At 35.5% G+C, this 25,031-nt stretch carries 22 protein-coding genes, 2 riboswitches and 2 other annotated features; of the genes, 4 read left to right on the forward strand and 18 right to left on the reverse strand.

Annotated features, from left to right (window positions below; genetic code table 11):
* The first annotated feature begins 117 nt into the window (after positions 1–117).
* Positions 118–339 (forward strand) — a binding site (T-box leader).
* Positions 340–368: 29 nt separating this feature from the next.
* Positions 369–587, forward strand: a binding site (T-box leader).
* Positions 588–715: 128 nt separating this feature from the next.
* Complete coding sequence (gene sstT / locus IEV35_RS09865; RefSeq protein WP_188384487.1) at positions 716–1,957, forward strand: serine/threonine transporter SstT; 1,242 nt, start codon at positions 716–718, stop codon at positions 1,955–1,957.
* A 489-nt stretch (positions 1,958–2,446) separates the two neighbouring features.
* On the opposite strand, the gene IEV35_RS09870 is transcribed toward sstT, so the two are convergent.
* From IEV35_RS09870 to IEV35_RS09925, 13 genes are all read right to left on the reverse strand, one after another.
* Positions 2,447–3,406 (reverse strand): ABC transporter permease, encoded by a 960-nt coding sequence (locus IEV35_RS09870; protein ID WP_188384488.1) that lies wholly within the window; start codon positions 3,404–3,406, stop codon positions 2,447–2,449.
* Positions 3,406–4,557 carry an ABC transporter permease gene (locus IEV35_RS09875; protein WP_188384489.1) on the reverse strand — a complete coding sequence of 384 codons (1,152 nt, stop codon included), beginning with the start codon at positions 4,555–4,557 and terminating at the stop codon, positions 3,406–3,408. The genes IEV35_RS09870 and IEV35_RS09875 overlap by 1 nt, the downstream gene beginning before the upstream one ends.
* Entirely contained in the window at positions 4,550–6,082 is a 1,533-nt protein-coding gene (locus tag IEV35_RS09880; RefSeq protein ID WP_188384490.1) for an ABC transporter ATP-binding protein, read from the reverse strand. The genes IEV35_RS09875 and IEV35_RS09880 overlap by 8 nt, the downstream gene beginning before the upstream one ends.
* 150 nt (positions 6,083–6,232) lie before the next feature.
* Positions 6,233–7,387: a BMP family lipoprotein gene (locus IEV35_RS09885; RefSeq protein ID WP_188384491.1), complete on the reverse strand. Its 1,155-nt coding sequence runs from the start codon at positions 7,385–7,387 to the stop codon at positions 6,233–6,235.
* Between the two features lie 155 nt (positions 7,388–7,542).
* A riboswitch (purine riboswitch) is annotated at positions 7,543–7,644 on the reverse strand.
* Positions 7,645–7,829: 185 nt separating this feature from the next.
* Positions 7,830–8,351: a cupin domain-containing protein gene (locus tag IEV35_RS09890; protein ID WP_188384492.1), complete on the reverse strand. Its 522-nt coding sequence runs from the start codon at positions 8,349–8,351 to the stop codon at positions 7,830–7,832.
* Between the two features lie 85 nt (positions 8,352–8,436).
* Positions 8,437–9,639, reverse strand: a complete 1,203-nt coding sequence (locus IEV35_RS09895) for an aspartate kinase (RefSeq protein WP_188384493.1) — start codon at positions 9,637–9,639, stop codon at positions 8,437–8,439.
* Between the two features lie 125 nt (positions 9,640–9,764).
* A riboswitch (Lysine riboswitch) is annotated at positions 9,765–9,944 on the reverse strand.
* 200 nt (positions 9,945–10,144) lie between these two features.
* Positions 10,145–11,683, reverse strand: coding sequence for an AbgT family transporter (locus IEV35_RS09900; RefSeq protein ID WP_188384494.1), 1,539 nt, complete (start codon positions 11,681–11,683; stop codon positions 10,145–10,147).
* A 341-nt stretch (positions 11,684–12,024) separates the two neighbouring features.
* Positions 12,025–13,020, reverse strand: a complete 996-nt coding sequence (locus tag IEV35_RS09905) for an LLM class flavin-dependent oxidoreductase (RefSeq protein WP_188384495.1) — start codon at positions 13,018–13,020, stop codon at positions 12,025–12,027.
* A complete protein-coding gene (locus tag IEV35_RS09910; protein WP_188384496.1) occupies positions 13,020–13,310 on the reverse strand; it encodes a DUF3219 family protein in 291 nt (96 codons plus the stop codon). The genes IEV35_RS09905 and IEV35_RS09910 overlap by 1 nt, the downstream gene beginning before the upstream one ends.
* 185 nt (positions 13,311–13,495) lie before the next feature.
* Complete coding sequence (cydS, locus tag IEV35_RS20455; RefSeq protein WP_373284727.1) at positions 13,496–13,603, reverse strand: cytochrome bd oxidase small subunit CydS family protein; 108 nt, start codon at positions 13,601–13,603, stop codon at positions 13,496–13,498.
* A gap of 12 nt (positions 13,604–13,615) precedes the next feature.
* On the reverse strand, positions 13,616–14,641 hold the full coding sequence (locus tag IEV35_RS09915; RefSeq protein ID WP_188384518.1) for a cytochrome d ubiquinol oxidase subunit II: 1,026 nt from the start codon (positions 14,639–14,641) through the stop codon (positions 13,616–13,618).
* Positions 14,642–14,643: 2 nt separating this feature from the next.
* Positions 14,644–15,984, reverse strand: a complete 1,341-nt coding sequence (locus tag IEV35_RS09920; RefSeq protein WP_188384497.1) for a cytochrome ubiquinol oxidase subunit I — start codon at positions 15,982–15,984, stop codon at positions 14,644–14,646.
* An 11-nt stretch (positions 15,985–15,995) separates the two neighbouring features.
* Positions 15,996–16,163 (reverse strand): hypothetical protein, encoded by a 168-nt coding sequence (locus tag IEV35_RS09925; RefSeq protein ID WP_188384520.1) that lies wholly within the window; start codon positions 16,161–16,163, stop codon positions 15,996–15,998.
* 421 nt (positions 16,164–16,584) lie between these two features.
* Here IEV35_RS09925 and IEV35_RS09930 point away from each other — a divergent pair, with 421 nt between their 5' ends.
* Complete coding sequence (locus IEV35_RS09930; RefSeq protein ID WP_188384498.1) at positions 16,585–17,484, forward strand: glycine betaine ABC transporter substrate-binding protein; 900 nt, start codon at positions 16,585–16,587, stop codon at positions 17,482–17,484.
* Between the two features lie 108 nt (positions 17,485–17,592).
* Here the strand turns inward: IEV35_RS09930 and IEV35_RS09935 are convergent, their stop codons facing one another.
* The 4 genes from IEV35_RS09935 to groES all read right to left on the reverse strand — a co-directional run bounded on the left by IEV35_RS09935 (position 17,593) and on the right by groES (position 23,042).
* A complete protein-coding gene (locus tag IEV35_RS09935; protein ID WP_188384499.1) occupies positions 17,593–18,888 on the reverse strand; it encodes an NCS2 family permease in 1,296 nt (431 codons plus the stop codon).
* Between the two features lie 440 nt (positions 18,889–19,328).
* On the reverse strand, positions 19,329–20,600 hold the full coding sequence (locus IEV35_RS09940; RefSeq protein WP_188384500.1) for a RidA family protein: 1,272 nt from the start codon (positions 20,598–20,600) through the stop codon (positions 19,329–19,331).
* 487 nt (positions 20,601–21,087) lie between these two features.
* A complete protein-coding gene (groL, locus tag IEV35_RS09945) occupies positions 21,088–22,713 on the reverse strand; it encodes a chaperonin GroEL (RefSeq protein ID WP_188384501.1) in 1,626 nt (541 codons plus the stop codon).
* A gap of 44 nt (positions 22,714–22,757) precedes the next feature.
* Positions 22,758–23,042: a co-chaperone GroES gene (gene groES, locus IEV35_RS09950; RefSeq protein ID WP_188384502.1), complete on the reverse strand. Its 285-nt coding sequence runs from the start codon at positions 23,040–23,042 to the stop codon at positions 22,758–22,760.
* 242 nt (positions 23,043–23,284) lie between these two features.
* Between groES and IEV35_RS09955 the strand changes: the two genes are divergently transcribed.
* Both IEV35_RS09955 and IEV35_RS09960 read left to right on the forward strand, forming a co-directional pair.
* On the forward strand, positions 23,285–23,998 hold the full coding sequence (locus tag IEV35_RS09955) for a CPBP family intramembrane glutamic endopeptidase (protein WP_188384503.1): 714 nt from the start codon (positions 23,285–23,287) through the stop codon (positions 23,996–23,998).
* Between the two features lie 6 nt (positions 23,999–24,004).
* Positions 24,005–24,205, forward strand: a complete 201-nt coding sequence (locus IEV35_RS09960) for a YdiK family protein (RefSeq protein WP_188384504.1) — start codon at positions 24,005–24,007, stop codon at positions 24,203–24,205.
* Between the two features lie 62 nt (positions 24,206–24,267).
* Here the strand turns inward: IEV35_RS09960 and IEV35_RS09965 are convergent, their stop codons facing one another.
* The gene (locus tag IEV35_RS09965) at positions 24,268–24,909 is read right to left on the reverse strand and encodes a redox-sensing transcriptional repressor Rex (protein ID WP_373284728.1); all 642 of its coding nucleotides are present in this window, start codon (positions 24,907–24,909) and stop codon (positions 24,268–24,270) included.
* Between the last annotated feature and the right edge of the window lie 122 nt (positions 24,910–25,031).

Consider the following 25,031-nt stretch of genomic DNA (forward strand, 5'->3'; position numbering starts at 1 on the left):
TAGCGAGTTTGGCTAAAGATTACTAAATAATAAACAATATGTGTAGAAAAAATCCAAATAAGTATTGAAAAAGTTCACTAAACATTATATTATTGTTTATAATTTAAATTGAACTTACGAAAAGCGATGAAAAGGACATGGGTTATTTTGATTCAGTTCTCAGAGAGGGAAGTATTTGCTGAAAGCTTCCTAACTAGAAGAGATAACTTACCACCTTGGAGCTGATTGGGAAATTTATTAACCAATTCCGCTACTGCTAGCGTTATAGCACCAAAGCCATAAGGAATCGTACTTATGGGAAGTTGGGTGGAACCACGGGTAAACATACTCGTCCCTTTGTTGGGATGTGTATGTTTTTTTGTTATATATGAATAGCTATGATTAGGACATGAATTATTTTACCAGTTTACCAGAGAGGGAAGAATTGCTGGAAACTTCCTAAACCAGGAAAATAATTTACCGCCTATGAGCTGTACTGGGGAAATTTAGTATCCAGTACCGTATTGCTTGCGTTAAAGCATAGAGCCATAAGTGCATTTACTTATGGGAAGTTGGGTGGAACCACGGGTAACATACTCGTCCCTTTATTGGGATGTGTATGTTTTTTTTATTTTTGTAAAACACCTATGATCATACTTCTATAAATTTATATAGAAAGTGAGGGTTGGATGGTTTAATTCAAGGTTTTAGAATTTTAAAAACGGAGGTAAAAAAAATGAAAAAAGCACTTATAAAATGGAATGAAATTAGTCTTGTTAAACGCATACTCATTGGTCTTTTGTTAGGTATAATATTAGCTTTACTCGTACCAAATGGAGCTAGTTGGATTTCCATCTTTGGAAACTTATTTGTAGGTGCATTAAAAGCTATAGCACCAATGTTAGTCTTTATTCTTGTAATTCATGCTATATCTGGGCATAAAAAAGGAAATAAAACAAATATGAAGACGATACTTGCTTTATATGCGATTGGAACATTTTTGGCAGGTTTAGTCGGAGTACTAGCAAGCTTTCTTTTTCCTGTTAGTTTAACTTTATCATCTGAAGCCAGTGATTTGACACCACCAAGTGGAATTATAGAAGTATTAGAAAACATTTTATTTAATATCGTGGATAATCCAGTGAACGCATTAATGAACGCCAATTACATCGGAATTCTTACATGGGCAATTCTTTTCGGGATTGCATTACGAGGTGCAGCAGAATCAACTAAAAAAATGATTGAGAATTTCTCAAGTGCAATATCTACAGTAGTTAAATGGGTAATTAATTTAGCTCCTCTTGGAATAATGGGACTTGTATTTGAAGCAATTGTAACAAGCGGATTATCTTCTCTAGCTGGATATGGAAAGCTACTGTTAGTTTTACTAGGATCCATGTTTTTTGTAGCATTAGTTATTAACCCTATTATCGTTTATGTAAATATCCGTAAAAACCCATACCCCCTTGTTTTAACTTGTTTAAGGGAGAGTGGAATTACAGCATTCTTTACACGGAGTTCAGCGGCAAATATCCCTGTAAATATGAGACTATGTGAAAAATTAAACCTTGATAAAAACACGTATTCTATCTCTATCCCATTAGGCGGGAATATAAATATGGGTGGGGCAGCAGTTACAATTTCTGTCTTAACTCTTGCAGCTGTTCATACGCTCGGGATACAAGTAGATATATTTACAGCGGTCATACTAATTGTATTATCTGCTATATCTGCTGCAGGTGCTTCGGGAGTTGCTGGTGGGTCACTATTACTTATCCCATTAGCTTGTAGTTTATTTGGGATATCTAATGATGTTGCTATGCAAGTTGTGGCAATCGGGTTTATCATTGGTGTACTGCAAGACTCTTGTGAGACAGCCCTAAACTCATCTACCGATGTACTATTTACAGCAACAGCAGAATTTGCTCAAAAACGCAAATCTGTAGGTGAAGATTCTAAACAAGTTGAAACTATATAACCGTTAACAAATAAAAATAGGAGTGTCAAATCGACACTCCTTTAATCCGTTATATTAAGTATTTCAATTAGCTGATGAATTCTATCAATCATTTTAGTCTGTATGCTTCTGTGAAATGATATATAAGACGATTCCATACATCATTTCACAATGGAAATTGCCGCGAAATGATAGATAGGACTCTCCCTTTCATCATTTCACACCGGATACTGTAACGAAATGATAGATGGGCTCCTCCCATTCATCATTTCACAACGGATACTGCTGCGAAATGATAGATAGGACCCTCCCTTTCGTCATTTCACAACGGATACTGCCATGAAATGATAGATAGGACCCTCCCATTCATCATTTCACAACGGGTACTGTAACGAAATGATAGATGGGCTCCTCCCATTCATCATTTCACACCGGATATTGCCGCGAAATGATAGATAGGACATTACCAATCATCATTTCACACTGGATATTACCATAAAAAGATATAATCTATCTCTTACCTTTATCATAAATCTCACCTAATGCTCTTGGAGCACGATTCGATTTGGAGAAGAATATTAGTAATAGTAATGTTAGTACATAAGGTAACGTCATAAATAAATCCGTGAAACTACTTGGTAATTCCATAACCATTGCAATAGCAGATCCACCTGATTTTGCAAATCCAAAAATTAGACAAGCCACTAATGTCGGTAGAATCTTCCAATTCCCAAAAATTAAAGCAGCAATAGCTAAAAAGCCATATCCCATATAAATACTGGAAGAAAAGTTAGCTGAAATAGAGTATGCAAAACACATACCACCTAAACCAGACAATAAACCTGAAATTAATACGGCAGAAAATCTTACTTTGGAAACATCTACTCCAGCAGCATCAACTGAATGAGGGTTTTCTCCAGCCGCTCGAAGACGCATACCAAATTTACTTTTATATAGAAGATACCAAGCAAAACAAGCAATGATAACAATAATAATTTCAAATGGATAAATATTCGTAAATGCAGCTCCAATTACTGGAATATTAGCTAGAAACTCGATCGTAAATCGGTCAGATACTCCTAACTGAAATCGATCCGAAGCTTGACCAAATACAAGTACATTAATTTGTGCCGTTAAAAAAGTCGTTAGTGCTAACGCCAAAATATTAATAACGACACCACTAATTACTTGGTCTGCCTTAAATTTTATACAAAGTACTGCATGAATTATAGAGAACATCATTCCACCAATCATGGAGAATAGTAATGCCACGTAAAATAGATGTTCTACACCAATACCAGAAGTATGAGCAATTAAGACCGCTGAGAGTGCACCAACAAAAGCACCAAAACCTTGAAAACCTTCTAACGCTAAGTTAGTAATCCCACTCTTCTCACTATAAATCCCACCGATAGCAATAATAAATAGCGGAAGTGCAAATGATAACCCATCTATAATTACTGTATCCATCAAGATCTACGCTCCTTTCGGTCCACATTTTTTTCCTTCAACTGGCTAGCTTTATGTTTTAAATATGCACCACATGCGCTAAACAGCAAGATTAGCCCAATGATAACTGATGCAATTTCCTGTCTAATCCCAGCTTGTGAACTCATATACGTGCTTCCTTGATCAATGATAGACACTAAAAATGAAGAAAATATAATCCCGATTGGATGAATATTTCCTAATAAAGATACGGCAATCGAATCAAATCCCATGCTTGATAAGACTTTCGGTTGTATCGAAGCATAATATCCTAGATAGTAGGTAACACCAGCAAGGCCTGCTAAACCACCTGAGATTACCATTGCCAATACCATATTCTTTCCAACATTAATTCCGGCAAATTTTGCTGCTTTACGATTTGCACCAACAGCTTTTATCTCATAACCAACTACCGTACGGTCCAATAAGAACTTCAATAGGATGGCAACTACAATAGCTAGTATAAACCCTAGCGGGATATCCATCTTTAAGTTAGCCATTTCCACATTCACTAGCGTTAAACGCGCTTCTTCGGAGACATATTTTGATTGCCTTGAAAGAGGATCAATATAATACATCTGAATAAAGAAGCTAATAATATATTGTGCAGTATAATTTAGCATAATGGTAGATACAACTTCATTAATATTAAATCGATATTTTAGCCATCCAACAAGACCACCGACCAATCCTCCAGTAATAAATCCAACGACTAATACGAGCGGTTTTGCGATGATTGCATCCAGTCCACTATAACCAACAATAATTGTCGCGATAAAACCAGAAACTAGCATTTGACCTGAAACACCTATATTAAATAAACCAGCTTTTAGAGCTACCGCAACAGCAAGACTCGCAAAAACAAGCGGAGTCATTGCATTTAAAAGACTTAAAAAATCAGTCAACATACTTTTATATCCAGCATAAGCAGGCTTAGGCATGATTCCTGCGCCTTGCAGTAAGTTATAAAATGCTTGTAGTGGGTTTTTCCCAATCAATAGAATAACAATAGCTGCAGCAATAAAACTTATTACGATAGAGACTACTGGAATAGTGATTGGTTGCCATTTCTCATTACGAATTGGCTTGAATATAATTTTACTTAAGTTCAATTTTCTCTTATCTTTATCCATGCTTAGCCCCCATCATATATTCGCCTACTTCATTCTTCGTTAGTGATTCACTACTTGCTACTTTTTGAAGCCTGCCATTATATATAACACCAATCGTATCTGCAACATCCATAATCTCATCCAGTTCTAATGAAACAAGTAAAATTGCTTTTCCTTTGTCTCTTTCTTGAATCATCATCTTATGGATATTTTCAATTGCGCCTATATCCACACCACGAGTCGGTTGCACAAAAATCATGAGTGGGGATTGCAATTCAATTTCTCGAGCTATAATCGCCTTTTGTTGATTACCCCCACTCATGGAACGAACTTGCGTCTGAATTCCTTGTCCACTTCTAATATCATATTTCTCAATTAATCTATTTCCGAACTGGTCAAACTCTTCTTTATTTAAAATTCCATTTCGAGAAAATGGCTCTTTATAATATTGTTTCAATGCTAGATTTGTAGCTACATCAAAATCCAATATTAAACCAACACTTTGTCTATCCTCTGGGATGTACGATATGCCAGCCTCTGTTCTTTTTCTAATTCGTTCATCTGTTATATCTTGTTCATTTAAAAGGATTTTCCCACTAGATACCTTGGTTAATCCTGCAATGGCATCTGCTATTTCCACTTGTCCATTGTCTGCTACTCCGGCAATAGCAAATATTTCTCCACCACGGATAGAGAAAGATACATCTTTAACGACTTCAAATCCATCTTCATTTTTAACCGTTAGATTTTCTACCTTTAAAACTTCATCTTTCATCTGGGCAGGCGTTTTCGCTGATTCAAAGCTCACTTCTCTTCCGACCATTAATTGAGCCATGTAATTAGTAGAAGTTTCCTTTACATCTAATACATCTATTAACTTACCTTTATTCAGTACAGCACATCGATCAGCTACTTTTTTAATTTCATCTAACTTATGAGTGATTAAGATAATTGTTTTACCACCTTGTCGTAACCCTTCAATAATATCAAGGAGGAATTCAATTTCTTGAGGAGTCAAAACAGCTGTAGGTTCATCAAAAATGAGGATTTCTGCTTCACGATACAGTACTTTTAAAATCTCTACACGCTGTTGCATGGAAACAGTGAGATCAGTAATTCGTTTCTTTGGATCTACTTCTAATCCGAAACTTTTCGACAACTCTTCAATTTTGCGATTTGCACTCTGAATATCTACATATGGGAAAATTCCTGCAAATCGTTTCATTGGCTCGATACCTAAAATAATATTCTCTGTAATCGTATAATCAGGAACGAGCTTAAAGTGTTGATGCACCATTCCGATATTTAGCTTTGCAGCGTGATTAGGTGAACTAATTTGTACCTTTTCTCCACGGATATAAACTTCTCCTTCATCAGGTTCGTACATTCCGCTTAGGATACTCATCAATGTTGATTTACCAGCACCATTTTCACCAAGTAAAGCAAAAATCTCTCCTTTTTTAATCCCAATGGATACATCATCATTAGCTACTATTCCAGGGAATCGTTTGGTTATATGTTTCATTTCTACAATATAATCAGACATTGCTTTTCTCCTTAGGTTCAATTTAGAAATACTTTTTTCGAATGTTAAAAATATTATCTCTGAAGGTTAAAAAAGTTCATTATTCCCCTAAGCGTTTTAGGGAAATAATAAACTTTTATAGAATCTTCATGACCAATAGTTACGAATTAATTATAGCCCTGGAAAGCTTTCTGGAGTGTGGCCATTAAAGTTTGACGCAGGCTCAACTTCTCCACTTTGCATTAAATCGTATGCTTCATCAATTTTACTAATCGTATCTTCAGATAATTGGTGACGTCCTTCTTCTTTCACATAACCAGTTGAATCGGTATCTGCTTTAAGAAGTACATTAGCACCTTCAAATGTTCCATCAACAATAGCATTTAGAGAACGTTCAACGTTTAGGTCCATTACTTTTAAAGCACTTGTTAAAATAACATTTTCAGAACCATTTACTCCGTCCTCCCATTGGTCAACATCTCCACCAATGATTTTCACATCTTTGTCAGATTCTTTCACTGCTGTAATAACACCATTACCAGTACCACCAGCAGCGATGAATATTGTATCTACACCTTGTTCAATTAATGCATTTCCAATTACTTTACCTGTAGGCTCATCAGCAAAATCCCCTGCATAGTTACCACCTACATCAGCACCAGTTACATCAGTACCTGCGTAACCTGCTAATTCTACGATTTCAACATTTTTACCGTATACTTTATTTACATAATTCACACCAGATTCGAAACCGAACTGATAGTTAACGTTTGAAGGATAAGCAATTCCGTTCACAACTGCTACTTTATTTGTTTTTGTTTCTAAAGCAGCTGCCATTCCAACTAAGAATCCACTTTCTTCTTCAGCAAATGTCATTGCATACACATTTTCAAATTCAGTTTGTCCATCAACTTCTGCTGGATGAGAGTCAATTAAAATAAATTGTTTATCTGGGTTTTCTACCGCTAATTGAGAAATTCCAGCAAATTGGAATCCTGGTGTTACGATTACATCATAATCAGCAACAACGTCAGCAACTGCTTGTACACCAGCAGCTGGGTCACCAGTTGGCTCTTTAATATCTTTAACTGTTGCATTTGGGTGTTCTTCAATAAAGCTTAAAATACCTTCGTAGTTATTTTGGTTAAAGCTACGATCATCAACACCTGATGGACTTGAGATAATCACAATTTTTAATCCATCTTTTTCTGTTTCTGAATCTGTATTAGCTCCGTTATCATTACCTGAATCATTAGAGCACGCTACTAAAACTGCTGCCATTAGAGCAACAAATAAAATCATTACTAATTTCTTCGTATTTTTCATCGAAAAAATCCTCCTCAGTGGTTTCTTTGTTGAATTGTGTGTAAAAATAATAAAAATAGTACCGTGTTTATAAAAAGGAAAAAGCCCCGATTAATAACCGGAGCTTGACTTTAGGCATCAGTAAATAACGGAGATAAACATAGACATATGTTTACCGTTTATATACATAACCTCGTAGTCAAGCTATTTATGGTAGCTTGGTAGAAACTTTCGGGCCATATCCCCAAATTTATACGAGAACTTATTTAATTTTTACTAGTTCATAATATCACCATCATTTTTGCCTGTCAACAGAAAAAACGAATGTTTATTTATGTAATCGTTTTATCGTTCGGAAATTAGACGTTTTTGTGAAGTGATTATAATTGTACGTTCACTTTAATACACAACAGAGGCTTCACCACTTTTCTTAAAAATGGAGAAGCCTCATCCTAACGCTATATTATTCAGGTATTACCTTGTATGCCATTTTCTTAATAATATCTTCGTGCTGAGGATAATCTTTCAAAAGTTCACTTTGTGTAAAAAGTTCAAAATCAATAAATTCAAATCCTGGGGAGACCATACAACCTACTAAAGAAAATGTATCCTCCTCCATAACAGAAGATCCAAAAATAGTATTTTTAGGTACTAATACTTGTGGAACTTCTCCATTATCCAATTTCAGTCCAAGTTTATATTCATTATAGTTTCCACTTTCATCAATGGTATGAATGGTGAGAGGGCTTCCTGCGTGGAAGTACCATAATTCATCTGATTTTAAACGGTGGAAATGAGATATATCTTTTGATGTTAAAAGAAAATAAATACTTGTATAAAGTTTACGTTTCTCATCAAAATTCACTGTCAGTTCACTATCAGAAATATTTTCAGAAGAGTGAAATGTCCTTTTAAAATACCCACCTTCTGGATGTGGTGCTAGACCTAGTCTAGAAATATAGAATTGTGGATTATTCTGCTTCAAATTACATACCTCCTAAATTTAGTAATTAATTGATTCTATCGGATGTAAAATTTTTAGTCAAAAAAAGACCACTAATGTGGCCTTATTATAAATCAAATCGTTCACATAAAAGTTGTACTGCTTTCTCACCGTTTTCTAAATCTACAACATAAGATATGCTTATTTCTGAGGTAGTTACTTGATAGAATGGAAGATTTGCCTCAATTAATGTACGGAATACTTTTGAAGCAACCCCTGTCATATCACGCATCCCAGATCCAATAACAGACACTTTTGTGAATCGGTTTTCTATTTTAAAATATAGAGCTGGATAGTATTCTTTTAGTTGTCCGAAGATTTTTTGGATTTGGTATTCCTCCGTATCCTTCATGGTAAAGGAGAGTTGTAACCCTTCATTACTGGTAATCTGTGAAATCATATCGACATTAATTTCTTCTTTCTCCAAATACATAAATAATTGATCCAGTAGTTGTGTATTATTTTCAGGATAGTTTAGTGTAACGTGAATCATATCCTTATCAATTGCAACACCTGTTACCGCTTTTTTCTCGATCATTTCTATTGTTGACATAATCCAAGTTCCTTTCTCCTCCGATAATGTCTTACCTAAGTAAATCGGAATGTTGTAGTTTTTTGCAATTTCTATACTTCTAGATACAAGAACTCCAGAACCTAATGCACTCATCTCCATCATTTCCTCGTATGATACCACTTGATGTCTTTTTGCTTGAGGATAAATACGGGGATCCGTACTGTAAACTCCATCAACATCGGTATAAATCTCACAAGGACATTGTTGCGCTGCAGCAAGTGCTACAGCTGTTGTATCTGAACCACCACGGCCAAGGGTTGTAATCTCATTATCTGTATTAAACCCCTGAAAACCTGCCACAATTAGAACATTATATGTATTAAAAAGTTGATCAAAAAGCTTACTATTAATTTTAGAAATTTTACTCTTTAAATGATGACCAACTGTTTCGATTCCCGCTTGATATCCTGTGAGCGGCTTTGACCTAACACCTATATCATTTAATATAATAGATAAATAAGAGATAGTTTGTTGCTCACCTGTTGTTAAAAGTACCGCTAAATCCTGTTCATTTGGGGTTTTGGTAATAGAGTTTACTTGTTTTAAAAGCTCATCTGTAGTTTTCCCCATAGCACTGACAACTACGACTAATTGTTCCCCTTCTTCCACACGATTCTTTAAGTAAATAGCAATATCCTTGATCTTCTCTATGTTACTAACACTTGAACCACCAAACTTAAGCACAGTACGTCTCAAAATATCCCTCTCCCTCTCTTTGGTGCCTGACACTCCCCGGAATTTGTCACATTTTGTCGATTTAGGATTTATACAAAATAAAAAAACAAGCCGAGAATTCCGACTTGTTTTTATTCATCCTATGTACAAGTGGAAGCACTCCATTATTACTAAGAATAATGACAGACTGCATACTATTAATATACAATCCAACAAAGTTTCGTCTGCAAACAAAACTCCATTTCGGCAAAGTCCCCTTTCACTTATTACAATTTGCAGATTTACCGTAATAAGATACTGATGGCCTTTGCACCTCAACCATTTCATATTCAATTTAATATTGTAAGTATACGAAAGTTTCTTGTAATTGTAAACTTAATTAAATAAAAGACACATTTTTAAATAAATGTAAAATTTAAATAGCAATTTGATCAATGAAAAAATATTCAATCTTAACTCTTCTGCCTTTATAGTTATTTCACCAATAAAAAAGCATTGCTCCATCTGAAGCAATGCTTTAAAAATATTATGGTTGATAATATAGCGGTCCACCTGGTCCTAGTGGGAGTCCAAGTAGCATCCAAATAATTAACATAATTGTCCAACCTACGAGGAAGAACATAGAGTAAGGAACCATTGTGGAAATTAACGTTCCAATTCCCATTTTTTTATCATACTTTTGTGCAAATGCAATAATAATTGCAAAATAAGTCATTAATGGCGAGATAATATTTGTAGTAGAATCTGCAATACGATAGGCCATTTGTGTTAACTCTGGAGAATATCCTAGTCGCATCATGATTGGAACAAATACAGGTGCCATCATTGCCCATTTAGCAGAAGCACTACCGATAAATAAATTAATAAATGCTGTAATTAGAATAAACAAAATAAGTAACGGAATACCTGTTAACTTAACACTACTTAGAAAATCTGCACCATATACACCTAAAACTAGTCCCATATTCGTTTCATTAAAGAATGCAACAAATTGTCCAGCTGTAAATGCTAATACGATAAATGTTCCCATCGATGCCATTGTATCTGACATCTGTTTAGCAACGTCCTTATCGTTATGGATTGACTTTGTTACGATTCCATAGGCAAGTCCAGGAATAAAGAATAAAATAGCAATAATCGGTACTAATGATTTCATAAATGGCGACTGTACGATTTGTGCCATCGTATCTCCTTCTGTACCGCGCATTGGTGCATCTGGAGGAATAATAAGAAGCGCTGTTAATATAATACCAATTACTACCGCAATACCAGCCCAAACAAGACCTTTTTTCTCAATTGGTTGAAGACCTTTTATTTCTTCTTTTTGGTCGCCTGTATATGATCCAAGACGTGGTTCTACAATTTTTTCTGTAACCCACGTACCAATGATCGTTAACACAAATACAGAAACGGCAATAAATGCCCAGTTCATCGCAATATTCATCGTTTCTGCATATGCAGGGTCAATAATTGCAGCTGCAGCTATTGTCATTTCCCCTAACATTGCGTCCGTACCTGATAATAGCAAGTTCGCACTAAATCCTGCTGATACACCGGCAAACGCAGCTGCTAAACCTGCTAGTGGATGTCTACCAAGTGCTGCAAAGATAAGCGCACCTAATGGTGGTAATACAACGTATCCAGCGTCAGATGCTACACTAGACATAATACCTGCAAATACTAAGCCTAAAGTGATAAATCTATTCGGTACAGATAATACAAACCCTCTTAGTAATGCACTGATAAGTCCAGTACGTTCAGCAACTCCAATTCCTAACATCGTTAGTAGCACAACACCTAGTGGAGCAAAACCAATAAAGTTACTTGTCATACTAGTGAATATATATTGAATCCCTTCCGCACTTAGAAGGTTTTTAATTTCTACTATTGTTCCTTCTTCACCAGGATGTTCCACACTTATGCCTAGTGGTTGTAATGCTGCAGAAAGCAAGATTACAAGTAGTGCCAAAATTGCAAATAATGTTGCGGGATGAGGCAGTTTATTACCAACTAGCTCAATCCTATCTAAAGAGCTTTGAAACAGCCCTTTTTTTCGTTTCCCCATAAAAAATACCTCCTGTAATACTTGTTGTTTTTGTTGCAAATTACGATTATTTCTGAAAATTTACTATAGAAAGAGTACAATGTAAAAGAGACACAAAATTTATGATAACAATTTCTTAACATCTTTTCAAATCAAATTTTTTCCAGTTAAACCCACAATTTAATACATTGGACTTAAGTATCATGAGAAAAGAATGATGTTAAAATTCGAGAAAATATTAGAGGCTACGTCGATATCCCCTCAGAGGTATGAACGTAGCCTTTAATGACTTAGAATCTATATAATACTTTTTGCTTATTTTTTATCTCATGCAGAATGCTTGTTTCAAGAGAATATCTATTTTACAATTTATTTTCCTCATTAAAAACTTCTTTTGCAATTAACTGATAAGATAATTTTCTATCTTCAGGTGAATACGTAATCGTATTGATCATGATTTCGTCAGCTTGATATTTTGTTCTCAAATCATGTAATTTTAATTTCACTTCCAAAGGATTTCCAATAATTATGTTCTGTTTCTTCTTTTCGATTGATTCTAATTCTTTTTGAGTCAATGTATATTGTTTAGCTTTTTCCAAAGAAGGAACACCATGATTCCTTTCCCATTTATCAGTTTGTATAGACCATATCAATGAACTTAGTGCTACTTCTTCCGCTTTTTCCGTTGTCTCTGCACAAATAACAGAAACGGTTACAATAACTTCTGGTGTTTGCCCCTGTTTTCTTGGTTCAAAGTTATTTCGATATTCCTTTATGATTGCAACTCCATCATTGTCGCTCATAAAATGTCCAAACGTATAAGGCATACCATTTGCAGCAGCTAGTAGGGCACTCTTTTTACTTGTACCAAGAAGCCATGGAACAGGTGGATTTTCAGGGATTGGGGAAGCTGAAATCTTTGCGTTTCTATTATCCAAGTAATGGATTAATTCTTTTACTGAAGTAGGGTAGTTTTGAACGCTTTGCAAAAAGTTTTCTGAAAGAGCATTAGTCACTTCAGCTGATCCACCTGGTGCTCGACCAAGTCCTACATCTATCCGATTAGGAAACAATGTCGCTAACATATTGAACTGTTCCGCAACTTTAAAGGGACGGTAATGTGGTAATAAAACAGCCCCTGACCCAATGCGAATTCGATTCGTATTAGCCCCAATGTAACTTAACATTACTTCAGGAGCAGAACATGCAAGTCCTGGTAAATCGTGATGTTCCGCAATCCAATATCGTGTATAACCTAATTCCTCTCCTACTTGCGCTAATTTCATAGACTCTTGTAAAGCATCATATGGGGTTTGATTAGAAGAAATTGGGGATTGATCTAATATACTTAGTCTCATTATGTATCAATCCTTTCTTCCAACAAAATTAGCTTAAACTGACCTACTTGGTCTTTTTCATATAGGTTCGTTATCGAAGTAGAATAATTAATTATTGTTCCTCTAAACATTAAATCCTCTCCTGGAATCTTCACATCAAATGTTCCGTTGTAAAGTAACGTCGTTATGTCATGATATTCTTCACTTGTGACATTAAAAGTAACAGTAACTTGATGTAGACCATTTATTAATTCTTTCTCACAATTCAACAATTGGATTTCCTGATCGTTTAGGATAATTAAATTAGCCAAAATATCACTCCTTATCTCATTTCACTATGTTTACTATTGATATTTATTATCTTAACTGTAACCTAAAATGTGATTACGATATAATAATTAAACTCATAGCTTACTATTAAAATTAAAACAAACGTTTGTTTAATAAAAAAAGCTTCTCACCAGCTCATCACTGACGAGAAACTTCTTTCATCCCCTTAATCTTCCTTTCGTACAACATCATCCTTCAGAACCCACCAGAAGGACAGTACAATTCCAGTTAGAATGACTAGAAAAGGTGCAACGAATATTAGAAACGCATCCATTAGCAAATCACCTCAATGTTCATGTTCCGATTTTCCACTAACATAATCCTTATTAAATAGAAACAATCTTAACAATAAATAAAGGGATGGTATGAGTAATGCCAAACCTGCTATAAAAGCAATAATAAGTGAGATAGCCATCGCCTCATTTGTGAAACTATCATATATCGTTAAGTGTGGGTATAGTAAATATGGATAATGAGACATTCCATAACCATAAAATGCAAATGCAAATTGACCAATCAGCAAACTAAATGCTACACCATAATTTTTTCTTTTCCAGAGTAACCATACTGTCCCGATAAATAGTAATGCTGATATCAAAAACATCCACCAAAATGATAAAATCTGTTCATAATGCTCTTTATTATGAAATCTAAGTTCATAAATAATTCCCCCTGCTGTAATAATCGTCGGTAATGCCCAGATTAATGCATACCGTCTGAGCAATTCAGTAGCAGGTGTGTCATTTGCTTGATCTGCATACCAGGTTAAAAATACAGCAGAAATATACAATACCGCGGATAAACTTAGCACAACAATACTCCATGTTAGTGGACTCGTAAATAAGAGCCAATAATCGAGTATGAGATGCCCGTCTACCATGGAAATAAATCCACCTTCTGAAATCGTTAATACGATAGATAATGCAGCTGGTAGCAATAAACCAGATAAACCATACATGAAAGCATATCCCTTATGGGAACGTGCTCCATATGTTTCAAATGCATAATATGAACCACGGATTCCTAATAAAATAATCGCAATACTCACTGGTACCAATAAAGTAGTTCCATAGTAAAAAGCAGTACTAGGAAAAAAGCCAACAATTCCTACAAAGAAGAATACGAGAAAAACATTGGTTACCTCCCAAACAGGAGATAAATATCGCTGGATAATTTTCGTAAGAATATGTTCCCTTTTTGTAAAAATACCATATGCATTAAAGAAACCAGCACCAAAATCAATAGAAGCAACAATAATATATCCGAATAGGAATGTCCAAAGTACTGTAATACCAATTATCTCTAAGTTAATATTCACCTATGCACATCCCCTTTTCGTTCCATCAGTTCTCTTTCTACTGGATTCCTCCGAAACATTCTAGTTAGAACCACCACAGAACCAATTCCAAGGATTAAATAGAGACCACAGAATAGTAGCAACATGAGATCTACATCATTACTCGTCGTTGCACCTTCTGCTGTACGCATGATTCCACGAAGAATCCACGGTTGTCTGCCAACTTCTGCTAACCACCAGCCCGCTTCAATTGCAATTAGTGACAATGGCCCACCAAATACAATTAACCACCGATACGGCTTTGACTCAACAATGGACCATCCCTTTGCTTTACTAACAATGTAAAAAAACGAAACAACAATCATTAGCATTCCAATCGCAACCATAATATTAAACAAATAATGGATATATAATGGAGGGCGATCTTCTTCTCTAAACTGGTCTAATCCAATGACTTCCGCAGTCGGTGATCCATGTGCAAGAATACTCAATGCATATGGAATTCTTATTGCATATTTAATCTCTTCTTCCTCATTCATAAATCCTAATAAGATGAGTTCTGCACTCTCACTCGTTTCAAAATGCCATTCTGCAGCAGCAAGTTTTTCAGGTTGATATTCTGCCAGATATTTTCCAGACAAATCTCCAACAATTAATGAAGTTAGAGAAAAAATGAGCCCCACCTTCATCGTTAAGTAGAGTGCCTTTTTATGGTAAATATGATTGGATCCCCTTAATAAACGAAATGCCGCAATAGATGCAAGCACAAACGCACTTGTCATATAGGCTGTCCCAACTACATGAGAAACTTTAGTAGGCATTGCTGGGTTAAACATCGCCTGAATTGGATTAACATTTGCTAGCTCTCCATTAATCAATTCAAAACCTTGTGGTGCATTCATAAAAGCATTTACAATTGTTATAAATACTGCTGAAAACGATGCTCCAATAGCAACGGGAATCAAAAGTAATAGATGCTTTCGTTGATTTTCAAACCGATCCCACGTATATAAGTATATTCCAAGAAAAATTGCTTCGAAGAAAAAAGCAAACGTCTCCATAAATAGTGGCAGTGCAATTACATTACCTGCCAATTCCATAAAGTTAGGCCATAACAAAGAAAGCTGTAACCCAATGGCCGTACCTGTAACTACCCCAACAGCTACCGTTATGATAAATCCCCTTGTCCATCTTCTAGCAAGTAATATGTAATGTTCATCATTCTTCTTAATTCCAACCCAATGGGCAATCATAATCATTAGTGGTACTCCTACCCCTAATGTTGCATAAATAATATGAAATGATAATGTAGTTTCGGTTAGGATTCTACTATAATAAACTGCCTCTTCATTAATCAATCATTCTCCTCCTATCCGCCTATAACCCTGCCAATGATGGATAAAAGCATAATTGCCGCCACAATAAAAGTTAACCAAACTAATTTTCTTTCCTGGCTTTGGTACATGATATTACTCTTTCTATCTCTGTTTTTATCCATATGTTTCATGCCATTCACCCTAACTCTAATGATATCCATTATATTTTGTGCGAAACATGAGATTTTAACCTTCCGATAATATAAAAAACACGAATTACCCCTGTTTAAAGGTAATCCGTGTTCTAACATTTTCTGCGGTGCCTCTGCGGTGCCTGACACCTCCCGGTTTTTGTCATATTTTGTCGAATGAGTGTCCTCCTTTATATTTTTTCTATATGGATACAAATCTATAAAAAGCCAGAAGTTAAACTCTCGAGGAGGAATTCTAAAAAAACATATAGCATTACTCCTCTAAATCAGTTTATTCACTTGAAATAAACTAATAATAGCTTTTTTGAACATTGCTCGTATACTTGTTTTACATTAACATACAGACTATCGGCCAAGAAATTGGCTCTAGAATAAAATGCGCAGGGTTGAAAATACTCTGTTATATCATGTAAAGGGGTTTACGAAAAGAATGAGATTACAATCAAAGGTAAGCATCCTACTTTTCAGTATAGGGCTGTTGTTACTATTAGCAAGTTGTCAGTCTACTAGTAGTGATGAAAAAAACAACGACCAAAATTCGGAAATAGAGATTAATAAGATTGTCGGGATTGAACCAGGATCTGGAACAATGAAAATTGCCCAAGAAACAGTTGATGCATACAACTTAGATGTTGAACTAACACCGAGCTCTGAACCAGCAATGCTTACAGAGTTAAAAAATGCTTTAGAGAACGAAGAACCAATTGTGGTAACACTTTGGCAACCACATTGGATGTTCAGTGAATATGATTTAAAATTCCTTGAGGATCCTAAAGAAACCCTAGGTGCATCAGAAAACATTCATACGATGGTTAGACATGGACTTAAAGATGAAAAACCATCAGCTTATCAGCTGTTAGACAACTTCTACTGGGAAGTAGAAGACATGAATGCCGTAATGGCTAAATTTGGTCAAAACGATGAAGTAGAACCTCGGGATGCAGCAAAAGAATGGATAGCAGACAACCGAGATAAAGTGGAGCCCTGGATAGAAGGCATTGAGCAAGTAAATGGCGAGACTGTAGAGCTTGCCTACGTAAATTGGGACACTGAACTTTCTTCTACGAATGTTGTTGCCCTTGTTCTTGAAGAATTAGGCTACGAAGTTACATTGACACCGCTTGATATGGGGATTGCATTCCAATCTCTTTCACAAGGAGAAGTTGATGGTATGTTAATTGCATGGCTTCCTGTTGGTGCAGCTTCCTATGCTGAGCAGTATAAGGATAAAATCGTTGACTTGGGTCCTAGTTTAGAAGGAGCACAACAAGGATTTGTTGTACCAGCATATATGGATATTGATAGTATAGAGGACTTGCCAACAAAATAAACACGAAAAGAGGATACCGTTACTTTGGTACCCTCTTTTTGTCTTATAGGCCTGTATATTTATACCCGCAAATTATTCCCATAGTCTTCTCAATTCTCTCTCCTAAAACTAAACTATAAAAGCAAAGTACAGAATGAATAACAAACATAGCACATACATGATTGGATGAATTTCCTTAAAACGCTTTTGTACTACTAAACAGAGTGGATAAAGAACAAAACCGAATGCAATTCCTATTGCTACACTTGAAGTGAGCGGCATCATGATAATCGTTAAAAAAGATGGAATTACAATCTCTAACTTACTCCAATCTATGTTACTTACTGCCTTTACCATTAATGCCCCAACAATAATTAATGCAGGTGCGGTTACTTCTAATGTTATAACGGCAAGAATTGGTGAAAAGAACAAAGCAATTGCGAAACAAGAAGCAATAATGACAGACGTAAAGCCTGTTCTTCCTCCAACAGCAATACCAGCGGAAGATTCAACACTTGTCGCAGGTGTGGATGTACCAAGGATTGCTCCAATTGCACCAGCAGAAGAATCAGCAAGTAACGCTCGTCCTATATTTGGAATAGCATTACCTTTCATCATCCCCGCTTGACTGGCCAGTGCAATTAATGCACCAGCCGTATCAAAAAAGGCAACAATTAAAAAAGTGAAGATAACGGCCAATAGTTCTGGAGTAAAAATTCCATCCAAATGGGAAAACACGACACCAAGTGTTGGTTCAAGACTCGGTATACTTCCAACGATGGTTGAAGGAATATTAATTAATCCGATAATCATTCCAACGATCGTTGTAATTAACATTCCATAGAAAATTGCCCCATTTATTCCTCGCACTAACATAACAATCGTAATAACAAGGCCAAAAACAGCTAGTAAGGTCGTAGGTGAAGTTAAATTTCCAATAGAAACGAATGTATCTGGATTGGAAATAATAATCCCACCATTCTTTAATCCAATGAATGTGATAAAAAACCCAATTCCAGAAGCTATTGCATGTTTTAAATCTAGTGGAATGATATTTATAATCTTCTCTCGGATTTTCAATAAACTTAATAACATAAAAATAATTCCTGCAATAAAAACACCGGTTAAAGTAACTTGCCACTCTATCCCCATCCCTATACAGACAGAAAAAGCGAAAAATGAATTCAATCCCATACTTGGTGCAATTGCTATTGGGAAGTTCGCAAGCAAACCAATAAGTAATGTACCGATGATAGCAGTAAGAGCTGTTGCAGTAAATACTGCCCCACTATCCATTCCTGCTTGGCTCAGGATAAGTGGATTTACGACTAATATATATGCTACAGATAAGAAGGTAGTCAGACCTGCAAGTGTTTCCTGCTTAAAGGAAGTATTCCGTTCTGTAAATTTAAAAAAGTTTCTCATGTTGTAATCTCCTCTTCTGCTAAATTAAAAATGAACGGGAATGATTCCAAGTTTAGTTTTATAGCCAATACACTTTATTATCCCCTTGATACAAAAAAAACTTTGACCACAGTTAAGTCAAAGTTTTATCTATAAAGAAGGAATCTCGTTTATTTTCCATCCTTATATACAAGCTACTTATTGGTAGCTGGTATAAACTTTCAAGTCGGATTCTAAATAATATAACGTATATCTTTTTTTGGAAAACATTAGGAGAATAATAACAAGTTTAATTTCAATCGTCAATATAATATAGCATTATTATCAAATACAGTTGAATATATTTATAAAAGGGACTAGCTCAATATTAATTTGAGATAGCCCCTCTTTACGAATAGGATATGTGATTTCACTTCGCCATTAACAAGTAACTTTGATAATTCTTGGATTTGCAAACAATGCTATGCTTTTGGAGGTGTTCCTTCAGCATTCGATACAACAACATCGATTTGGATTAAAGCATCTTCAGGTAAAGCTGATACGCCAACTGTTCTTCGAGCTGGTACACCGCCTGGGAAGTATGTTTTATAAACTTCGTCTACAGCATTCATATCCGCCATTTCTTTAAGGAAGATATTAACTTTAACCACATCGTCCATAACATGGCCAATACTTTCAACAATTGCTTTAATATTTTTCAAGCTCTGTTCAGCTTGCTCTTTCACACCACCAGCTACTAATTTGCCAGTTTTTGGATCCAATGGTAATTGAGCTGTAAGGTGATTGTAGTGAGAAAAAGCTACAGTTTGTGTAGATAGTGCATTCTTTGGTGCATTTTCAGTATTTTTTGCCCAAATCACTATACCATGTCTGTCTTCAATTTCTTGTGGAGGTGTACCATCTCCGTGTGAAACTACTGCTTCCATCTGAACTAGAGCATTCATAGGTAAAGCTGAAGCTTCAACTACTGTACGAGCAGGGACATATGCTACTGCTCTTGCGATAGCTGAGTCTGGGAAAAATGTTGAATAAACCTCGTTTACCGCTTCAATATCAGAAAGATTTTTAACGAAGATCGTCATTTTAACAATATCATCCATAGGAACGTCAATACTTTCTAAAATTGCCTTAATATTTTTCAAGCTCTGTTTAGCTTGCTCTTTTACACCGCCAGCTACCAATCTGCCAGTTTTTGGATCAATAGGCAATTGAGCTGTAAGATAATTATAATGAGAGAAAGCTACTGTTTGTGTAGATAAAGAACTAGTAGGTGCATTTGTTGTATTATTCGTTAGCTTGATAAGGTCGCCTGCTTGTGGTGCGTTTGGAATTGTACCTTCACCGTGTGAAAGAAGTGCTTCAATTTGCACCTTCGCATCCATTGGCAAAGCAGCAACTGCAACTGTTGTACGTGCAGGAACATAAGTTGGAAAGTATGTTTTATAAACTTCATCTACAGCGTCTACGTCTTTGATATCTTTAACGAATACTGTGATTCTAACAATATCGCTCATAACATGATTGATGCTGTCTACAATTGACTTGATATTATTAAAGCACTGTTCAGCTTGCTCTCTAATACCACCAGCTACCAACTTACCTGTTTTTGGATCAATAGGCAATTGAGCTGAAAGATTATTGTAATGAGAGAAAGCTACTGATTGTGAATATGTACCGTTCCCGTTTGGAGCATTTTCCGTATTTCTAGCTAATACTGCGTTATAATTACTCATGATGTAAACTCCCTTTAGATGTATTTTTATATAAATATTGATTAACTCAAGTAAACGAAAAACGGCGGATTCAATGTGCGAATAGTGGTCTTACAAAAGTGGGCTGATTCACCATTCTTCCCACAACCTGATAAAAAAGTCCATTCTTGGCACAGACTTTGTTCGTTTTTGAGCAAGAGTCAATTATATCAGTCTTTCTCTATGTTAACTATCGTTAACTACATATTTCATGTAATTTAATTTTCACCTCGACATTTTATCAGTACTCGAATCTATTCATTGTGTTTGGTAAAGGCCCCGTTTATAACTACAGATACAGTTCTTCTAGTAAAAACAACTTCTTTAAAATCGTCTGTCATTAATAAAGTCTTGAAAAGCAAATTTTAAAAACAAAAAAAGACTACCTCCTAGTTATTTTAGGAAGTAGTCTTTTCTTTAGTTAAAAATCAATTCTAGGACTGGTTCACAGATGTTAGGTTGAAAAACCTTACATCATGCCGCCCATTCCACCCATATCAGGCATTCCGCCGCCACCTGGGTTTTCTTCAGGAATGTCTGCAACTACCGCTTCCGTAGTTAGGAACATAGCCGCTACAGATGCAGCGTTTTGAAGTGCAGAACGAGTAACTTTAGTTGGGTCAACAATACCAGCTTCAACCATATTTACCCACTCACCAGTTGCAGCGTTGAATCCAACACCAACCGATTCACCTTTTAGACGCTCTACTACTACAGATCCTTCTAGACCAGCATTTTCAGCGATTTGACGAACAGGCTCTTCTAATGCACGAAGTACGATTTTTGCACCAGTAGCTTCGTCTCCTTCAAGTTGTAGTTCAGCAACTTTAGAGTAAACGTTAACTAGTGCAGTACCACCACCAGATACGATACCTTCTTCTACAGCAGCACGAGTAGAGTTCAATGCGTCTTCAATACGTAGTTTACGTTCTTTTAGTTCTGTTTCAGTAGCTGCACCAACTTTAACTACTGCAACACCACCAGCTAGTTTAGCTAGGCGCTCTTGTAATTTTTCTTTATCGAATTCAGAAGTAGTTTCTTCTGCTTGTGCACGAATTTGAGATACACGAGCTGAAATATCTTCTGGGTTACCAGCACCTTCAACAATTGTTGTGTTTTCTTTTGTTACAACAACTTTAGAAGCTGTACCTAGTTGTTCAACAGTTGCACTCTTAAGCTCTAAGCCTAGATCTTCTGTAATTACTTGACCACCAGTTAAAACAGCAATATCTTCTAGCATTGCTTTACGACGGTCACCAAATCCTGGAGCTTTAACAGCTACTGCATTGAATGAACCTCGTAATTTGTTTAATACTAGTGTAGCAAGTGCTTCACCTTCAACATCTTCAGCAATAAGTAATAGTGATTTACCTTGTTGTACAACTTGTTCAAGTACAGGTAAGATTTCTTGAATATTAGAGATTTTCTTATCAGTAATTAAGATATAAGGATTATCAAGAACAGCTTCCATCTTATCTTGGTCAGTTACCATATATGGAGAAGCATATCCACGGTCAAACTGCATACCTTCAACTACTTCAAGTTCAGTTGAGAATCCTTTAGACTCTTCAATAGTGATAACACCGTCGTTACCAACACGTTCCATTGCTTCAGCAATTAGTTGACCAACTTCTTCATCAGCAGATGAAATAGCAGCAACTTGTGCAATTTCTGATTTAGATTCAATTGGTTCAGAAATTGTTTTTAATTGTTCAACAGCAGTTACAACAGCTTTTTCAATTCCACGACGGATTCCAACTGGATTTGCTCCTGAAGTTACGTTCTTAAGACCTTCGCGAATCATTGCTTGTGCTAGAACAGTAGCAGTTGTTGTACCGTCCCCTGCAACATCATTTGTTTTAGATGCTACTTCTGATACAAGCTTAGCACCCATGTTTTCAAAAGCATCTTCTAATTCAATTTCTTTTGCAATTGTAACACCATCATTTGTAATTAGAGGTGAACCAAATTTTTTATCTAAAACAACGTTACGCCCTTTTGGACCTAATGTTACTTTTACAGCATTCGCTAATGTATCTACTCCACGAAGCATTGCGCTACGTGCGTCTTCACTAAATTTAATTTCTTTAGCCATTTGAAATGCCCTCCTTGTATTTTTGTTTATCTAAAAAGAATTAATTAATTTACAACAGCTAAAATATCACTTTCACGTAGAATTAAGTATTCAGTTCCATCATACTTCACTTCAGTTCCAGCAAATTTTGAGAAGATGATACGATCTCCTTCTTGAACTTCTAGTGCAACTCTTTCTCCGCTGTCCGTTACACGGCCAGAACCAACGGCTACAACGCGTCCTTCTTGTGGCTTTTCCTTTGCAGAGTCTGGAAGCACGATACCGCTTGCAGTTTTTTCCTCTTGTTCAACAAGCTCGATTACTACACGATCTCCTAGTGGTTTAATCATGAAAAAACCTCCTTAATTCTTATCAAATGTATTTGTTAGCACTCTAACCTCTCGAGTGCTAATTCCAATTAATATAATAAATAATTTTGTTTTAATTTGCAAGTATTAGAGTTGGATAATTTTATTTTTTTTCTTGTCCACGGTTATTCTATTATTAAGTACTGCATGAATATGATAAAATACACAAGAATCGTTTATTTCTCTTTGTTATAATTATTGTCGACTTTAAGGAGCTGAAATCATTGCCTAAACGCTATTGGTGGGTCATTATTACATATATTCTGATGCAATTATCTGGAGGAGTATTTATCCTTCTATTTCATTCCATCATACCGGAATATATAGTTGAGGCGTCCATTTACTATTCTATATTTAGCTTTATATTAGCACTGATTATTGTGTTAATTTTAATGAAACCTGACATGACACAATCTCAAACGCGCAATAATCTTTTTACTAGTGAGGTTATTGGCTGGTCTATTTTAGGGGTTTTTATGGCTTACCTTGCCCAAGCATTTGCAGTATTAATAGAAACAGAAATTCTTGGTATTGATCTTGGTTCAGAAAATACACAAGGAATTATTGCATTAACACGGTCCATTCCATTATTTGCAATTATTCCAGCTATCATCGCCCCGATATTGGAAGAAGTTGTTTTTAGGAAGATTGTATTTGGGTCTCTATATAAAAGAACAAACTTTTTTATCGCTGCATTACTTTCAGCGTTAGTCTTTGGGATTATCCATGGTGAAGTAGAACACATGTTAATTTATACATCAATGGGATTTGTGTTTGCCTATCTTTATGTAAAAACGAAAAAAATCATTGTTCCAATCATTGTGCATATGCTATTAAATTCTATTTCGGTTTTTGTAAATCTTTATCTACCACCGGAAGAATTAGAAAAAATGCAAGAGAGGCTAAATCAAGTGCAAATGATATTAATTGGAGGTTAATATATTATGAGAGTTTCACCTAAAACTATGGCTATCATCTATTTTGCCATGGGATGTTTATTTATATACGTTGCCATTCAAAGTGCAGAAGAAACGATCTGGAATTTTATAACGATTCTATTTGCACTAGTTGCTACATTAGACTTTGGTGCGGGTATTCGCTATATGCGTTTACACTATCAGTTAAAGAAAATTAAAAAGAGCTAATATATTAATTAAATTAATAATAAAAAGCTTGGTCAAAAAAATTGACCAAGCTTTTAAGTTAGTTACTGCTTATCACTTTCTAAAGGATAATGCTTTAGAAAATAAACTAAAGATTGTAGCTCAATGGCTAAATCAATATGATGAACACGTACATCATCTGGCACCGTAATACGAGCTGGAGTAAAGTTTAAAATACCTTTAATTCCCTTTGCTACTAAACGGTCTGTAATCCGTTCCGCTTCTGCTGCAGGGATGGTTAGGATTGCCACTTTCACATTTCCTAGCTTATCTTCTAGTTCTTCAATATGATAGATGGGGATACCACCAATTTCAGTACCCACTTTTTTCTCATCAGCATCAAAAGCCATCATGATTTTTGTATTATTATTCTTAGTAAAATTATAATTCAAAAATGCCGTACCTAAATTCCCTACCCCAATTAAAGCTACTTCGGTTAGTTCATCTTGGTCTAATGTTTTTCTAAAGAACCCTAATAAATATTCAACATTATACCCATACCCTTTTTTTCCAAGGGCACCAAAATAAGAAAAATCTCTGCGTATCGTAGCTGAATCTACCTTTACTGCTTCACTAAGTTCTTTTGAAGATACTCGTGTTTTCCCTTGTAATTGTAAGTTATTTAAAAAACGATAATATAATGGGAGTCTTTTAGCCGTAGCTTGAGGAATTTTATTTTGATCCAAGTCAATCTCCTCCTTAATTGAAATCCTAGTTTGTCTATAGTAAAACGTTTACACGTTTAGAACTAAATAACTATTTCTATAATATCAGATTTTGTAGTAGAAGTCGTGATTATTTTCACAAA

Source organism: Ornithinibacillus halotolerans (assembly GCF_014637405.1).
GTDB lineage: Bacteria > Bacillota > Bacilli > Bacillales > Amphibacillaceae > Ornithinibacillus > Ornithinibacillus halotolerans.

Excerpts from the sequence above, each read along its gene's own strand:
- sstT (WP_188384487.1), top strand. The coding sequence starts at position 716 with ATGAAAAAAGCACTTATAAAATGGAATGAAATTAGTCTTGTTAAACGC.
- IEV35_RS09870 (WP_188384488.1), bottom strand. The coding sequence starts at position 3,406 with ATGGATACAGTAATTATAGATGGGTTATCATTTGCACTTCCGCTATTT.
- IEV35_RS09875 (WP_188384489.1), bottom strand. The coding sequence starts at position 4,557 with ATGGATAAAGATAAGAGAAAATTGAACTTAAGTAAAATTATATTCAAG.
- IEV35_RS09880 (WP_188384490.1), bottom strand. The coding sequence starts at position 6,082 with ATGTCTGATTATATTGTAGAAATGAAACATATAACCAAACGATTCCCT.
- IEV35_RS09885 (WP_188384491.1), bottom strand. The coding sequence starts at position 7,387 with ATGAAAAATACGAAGAAATTAGTAATGATTTTATTTGTTGCTCTAATG.
- IEV35_RS09900 (WP_188384494.1), bottom strand. The coding sequence starts at position 11,683 with ATGGGGAAACGAAAAAAAGGGCTGTTTCAAAGCTCTTTAGATAGGATT.
- IEV35_RS09905 (WP_188384495.1), bottom strand. The coding sequence starts at position 13,020 with ATGAGACTAAGTATATTAGATCAATCCCCAATTTCTTCTAATCAAACC.
- cydS (WP_373284727.1), bottom strand. The coding sequence starts at position 13,603 with ATGGATGCGTTTCTAATATTCGTTGCACCTTTTCTAGTCATTCTAACT.
- IEV35_RS09925 (WP_188384520.1), bottom strand. The coding sequence starts at position 16,163 with ATGGATATCATTAGAGTTAGGGTGAATGGCATGAAACATATGGATAAA.
- IEV35_RS09930 (WP_188384498.1), top strand. The coding sequence starts at position 16,585 with ATGAGATTACAATCAAAGGTAAGCATCCTACTTTTCAGTATAGGGCTG.
- IEV35_RS09935 (WP_188384499.1), bottom strand. The coding sequence starts at position 18,888 with ATGAGAAACTTTTTTAAATTTACAGAACGGAATACTTCCTTTAAGCAG.
- IEV35_RS09940 (WP_188384500.1), bottom strand. The coding sequence starts at position 20,600 with ATGAGTAATTATAACGCAGTATTAGCTAGAAATACGGAAAATGCTCCA.
- groL (WP_188384501.1), bottom strand. The coding sequence starts at position 22,713 with ATGGCTAAAGAAATTAAATTTAGTGAAGACGCACGTAGCGCAATGCTT.
- groES (WP_188384502.1), bottom strand. The coding sequence starts at position 23,042 with ATGATTAAACCACTAGGAGATCGTGTAGTAATCGAGCTTGTTGAACAA.
- IEV35_RS09960 (WP_188384504.1), top strand. The coding sequence starts at position 24,005 with ATGAGAGTTTCACCTAAAACTATGGCTATCATCTATTTTGCCATGGGA.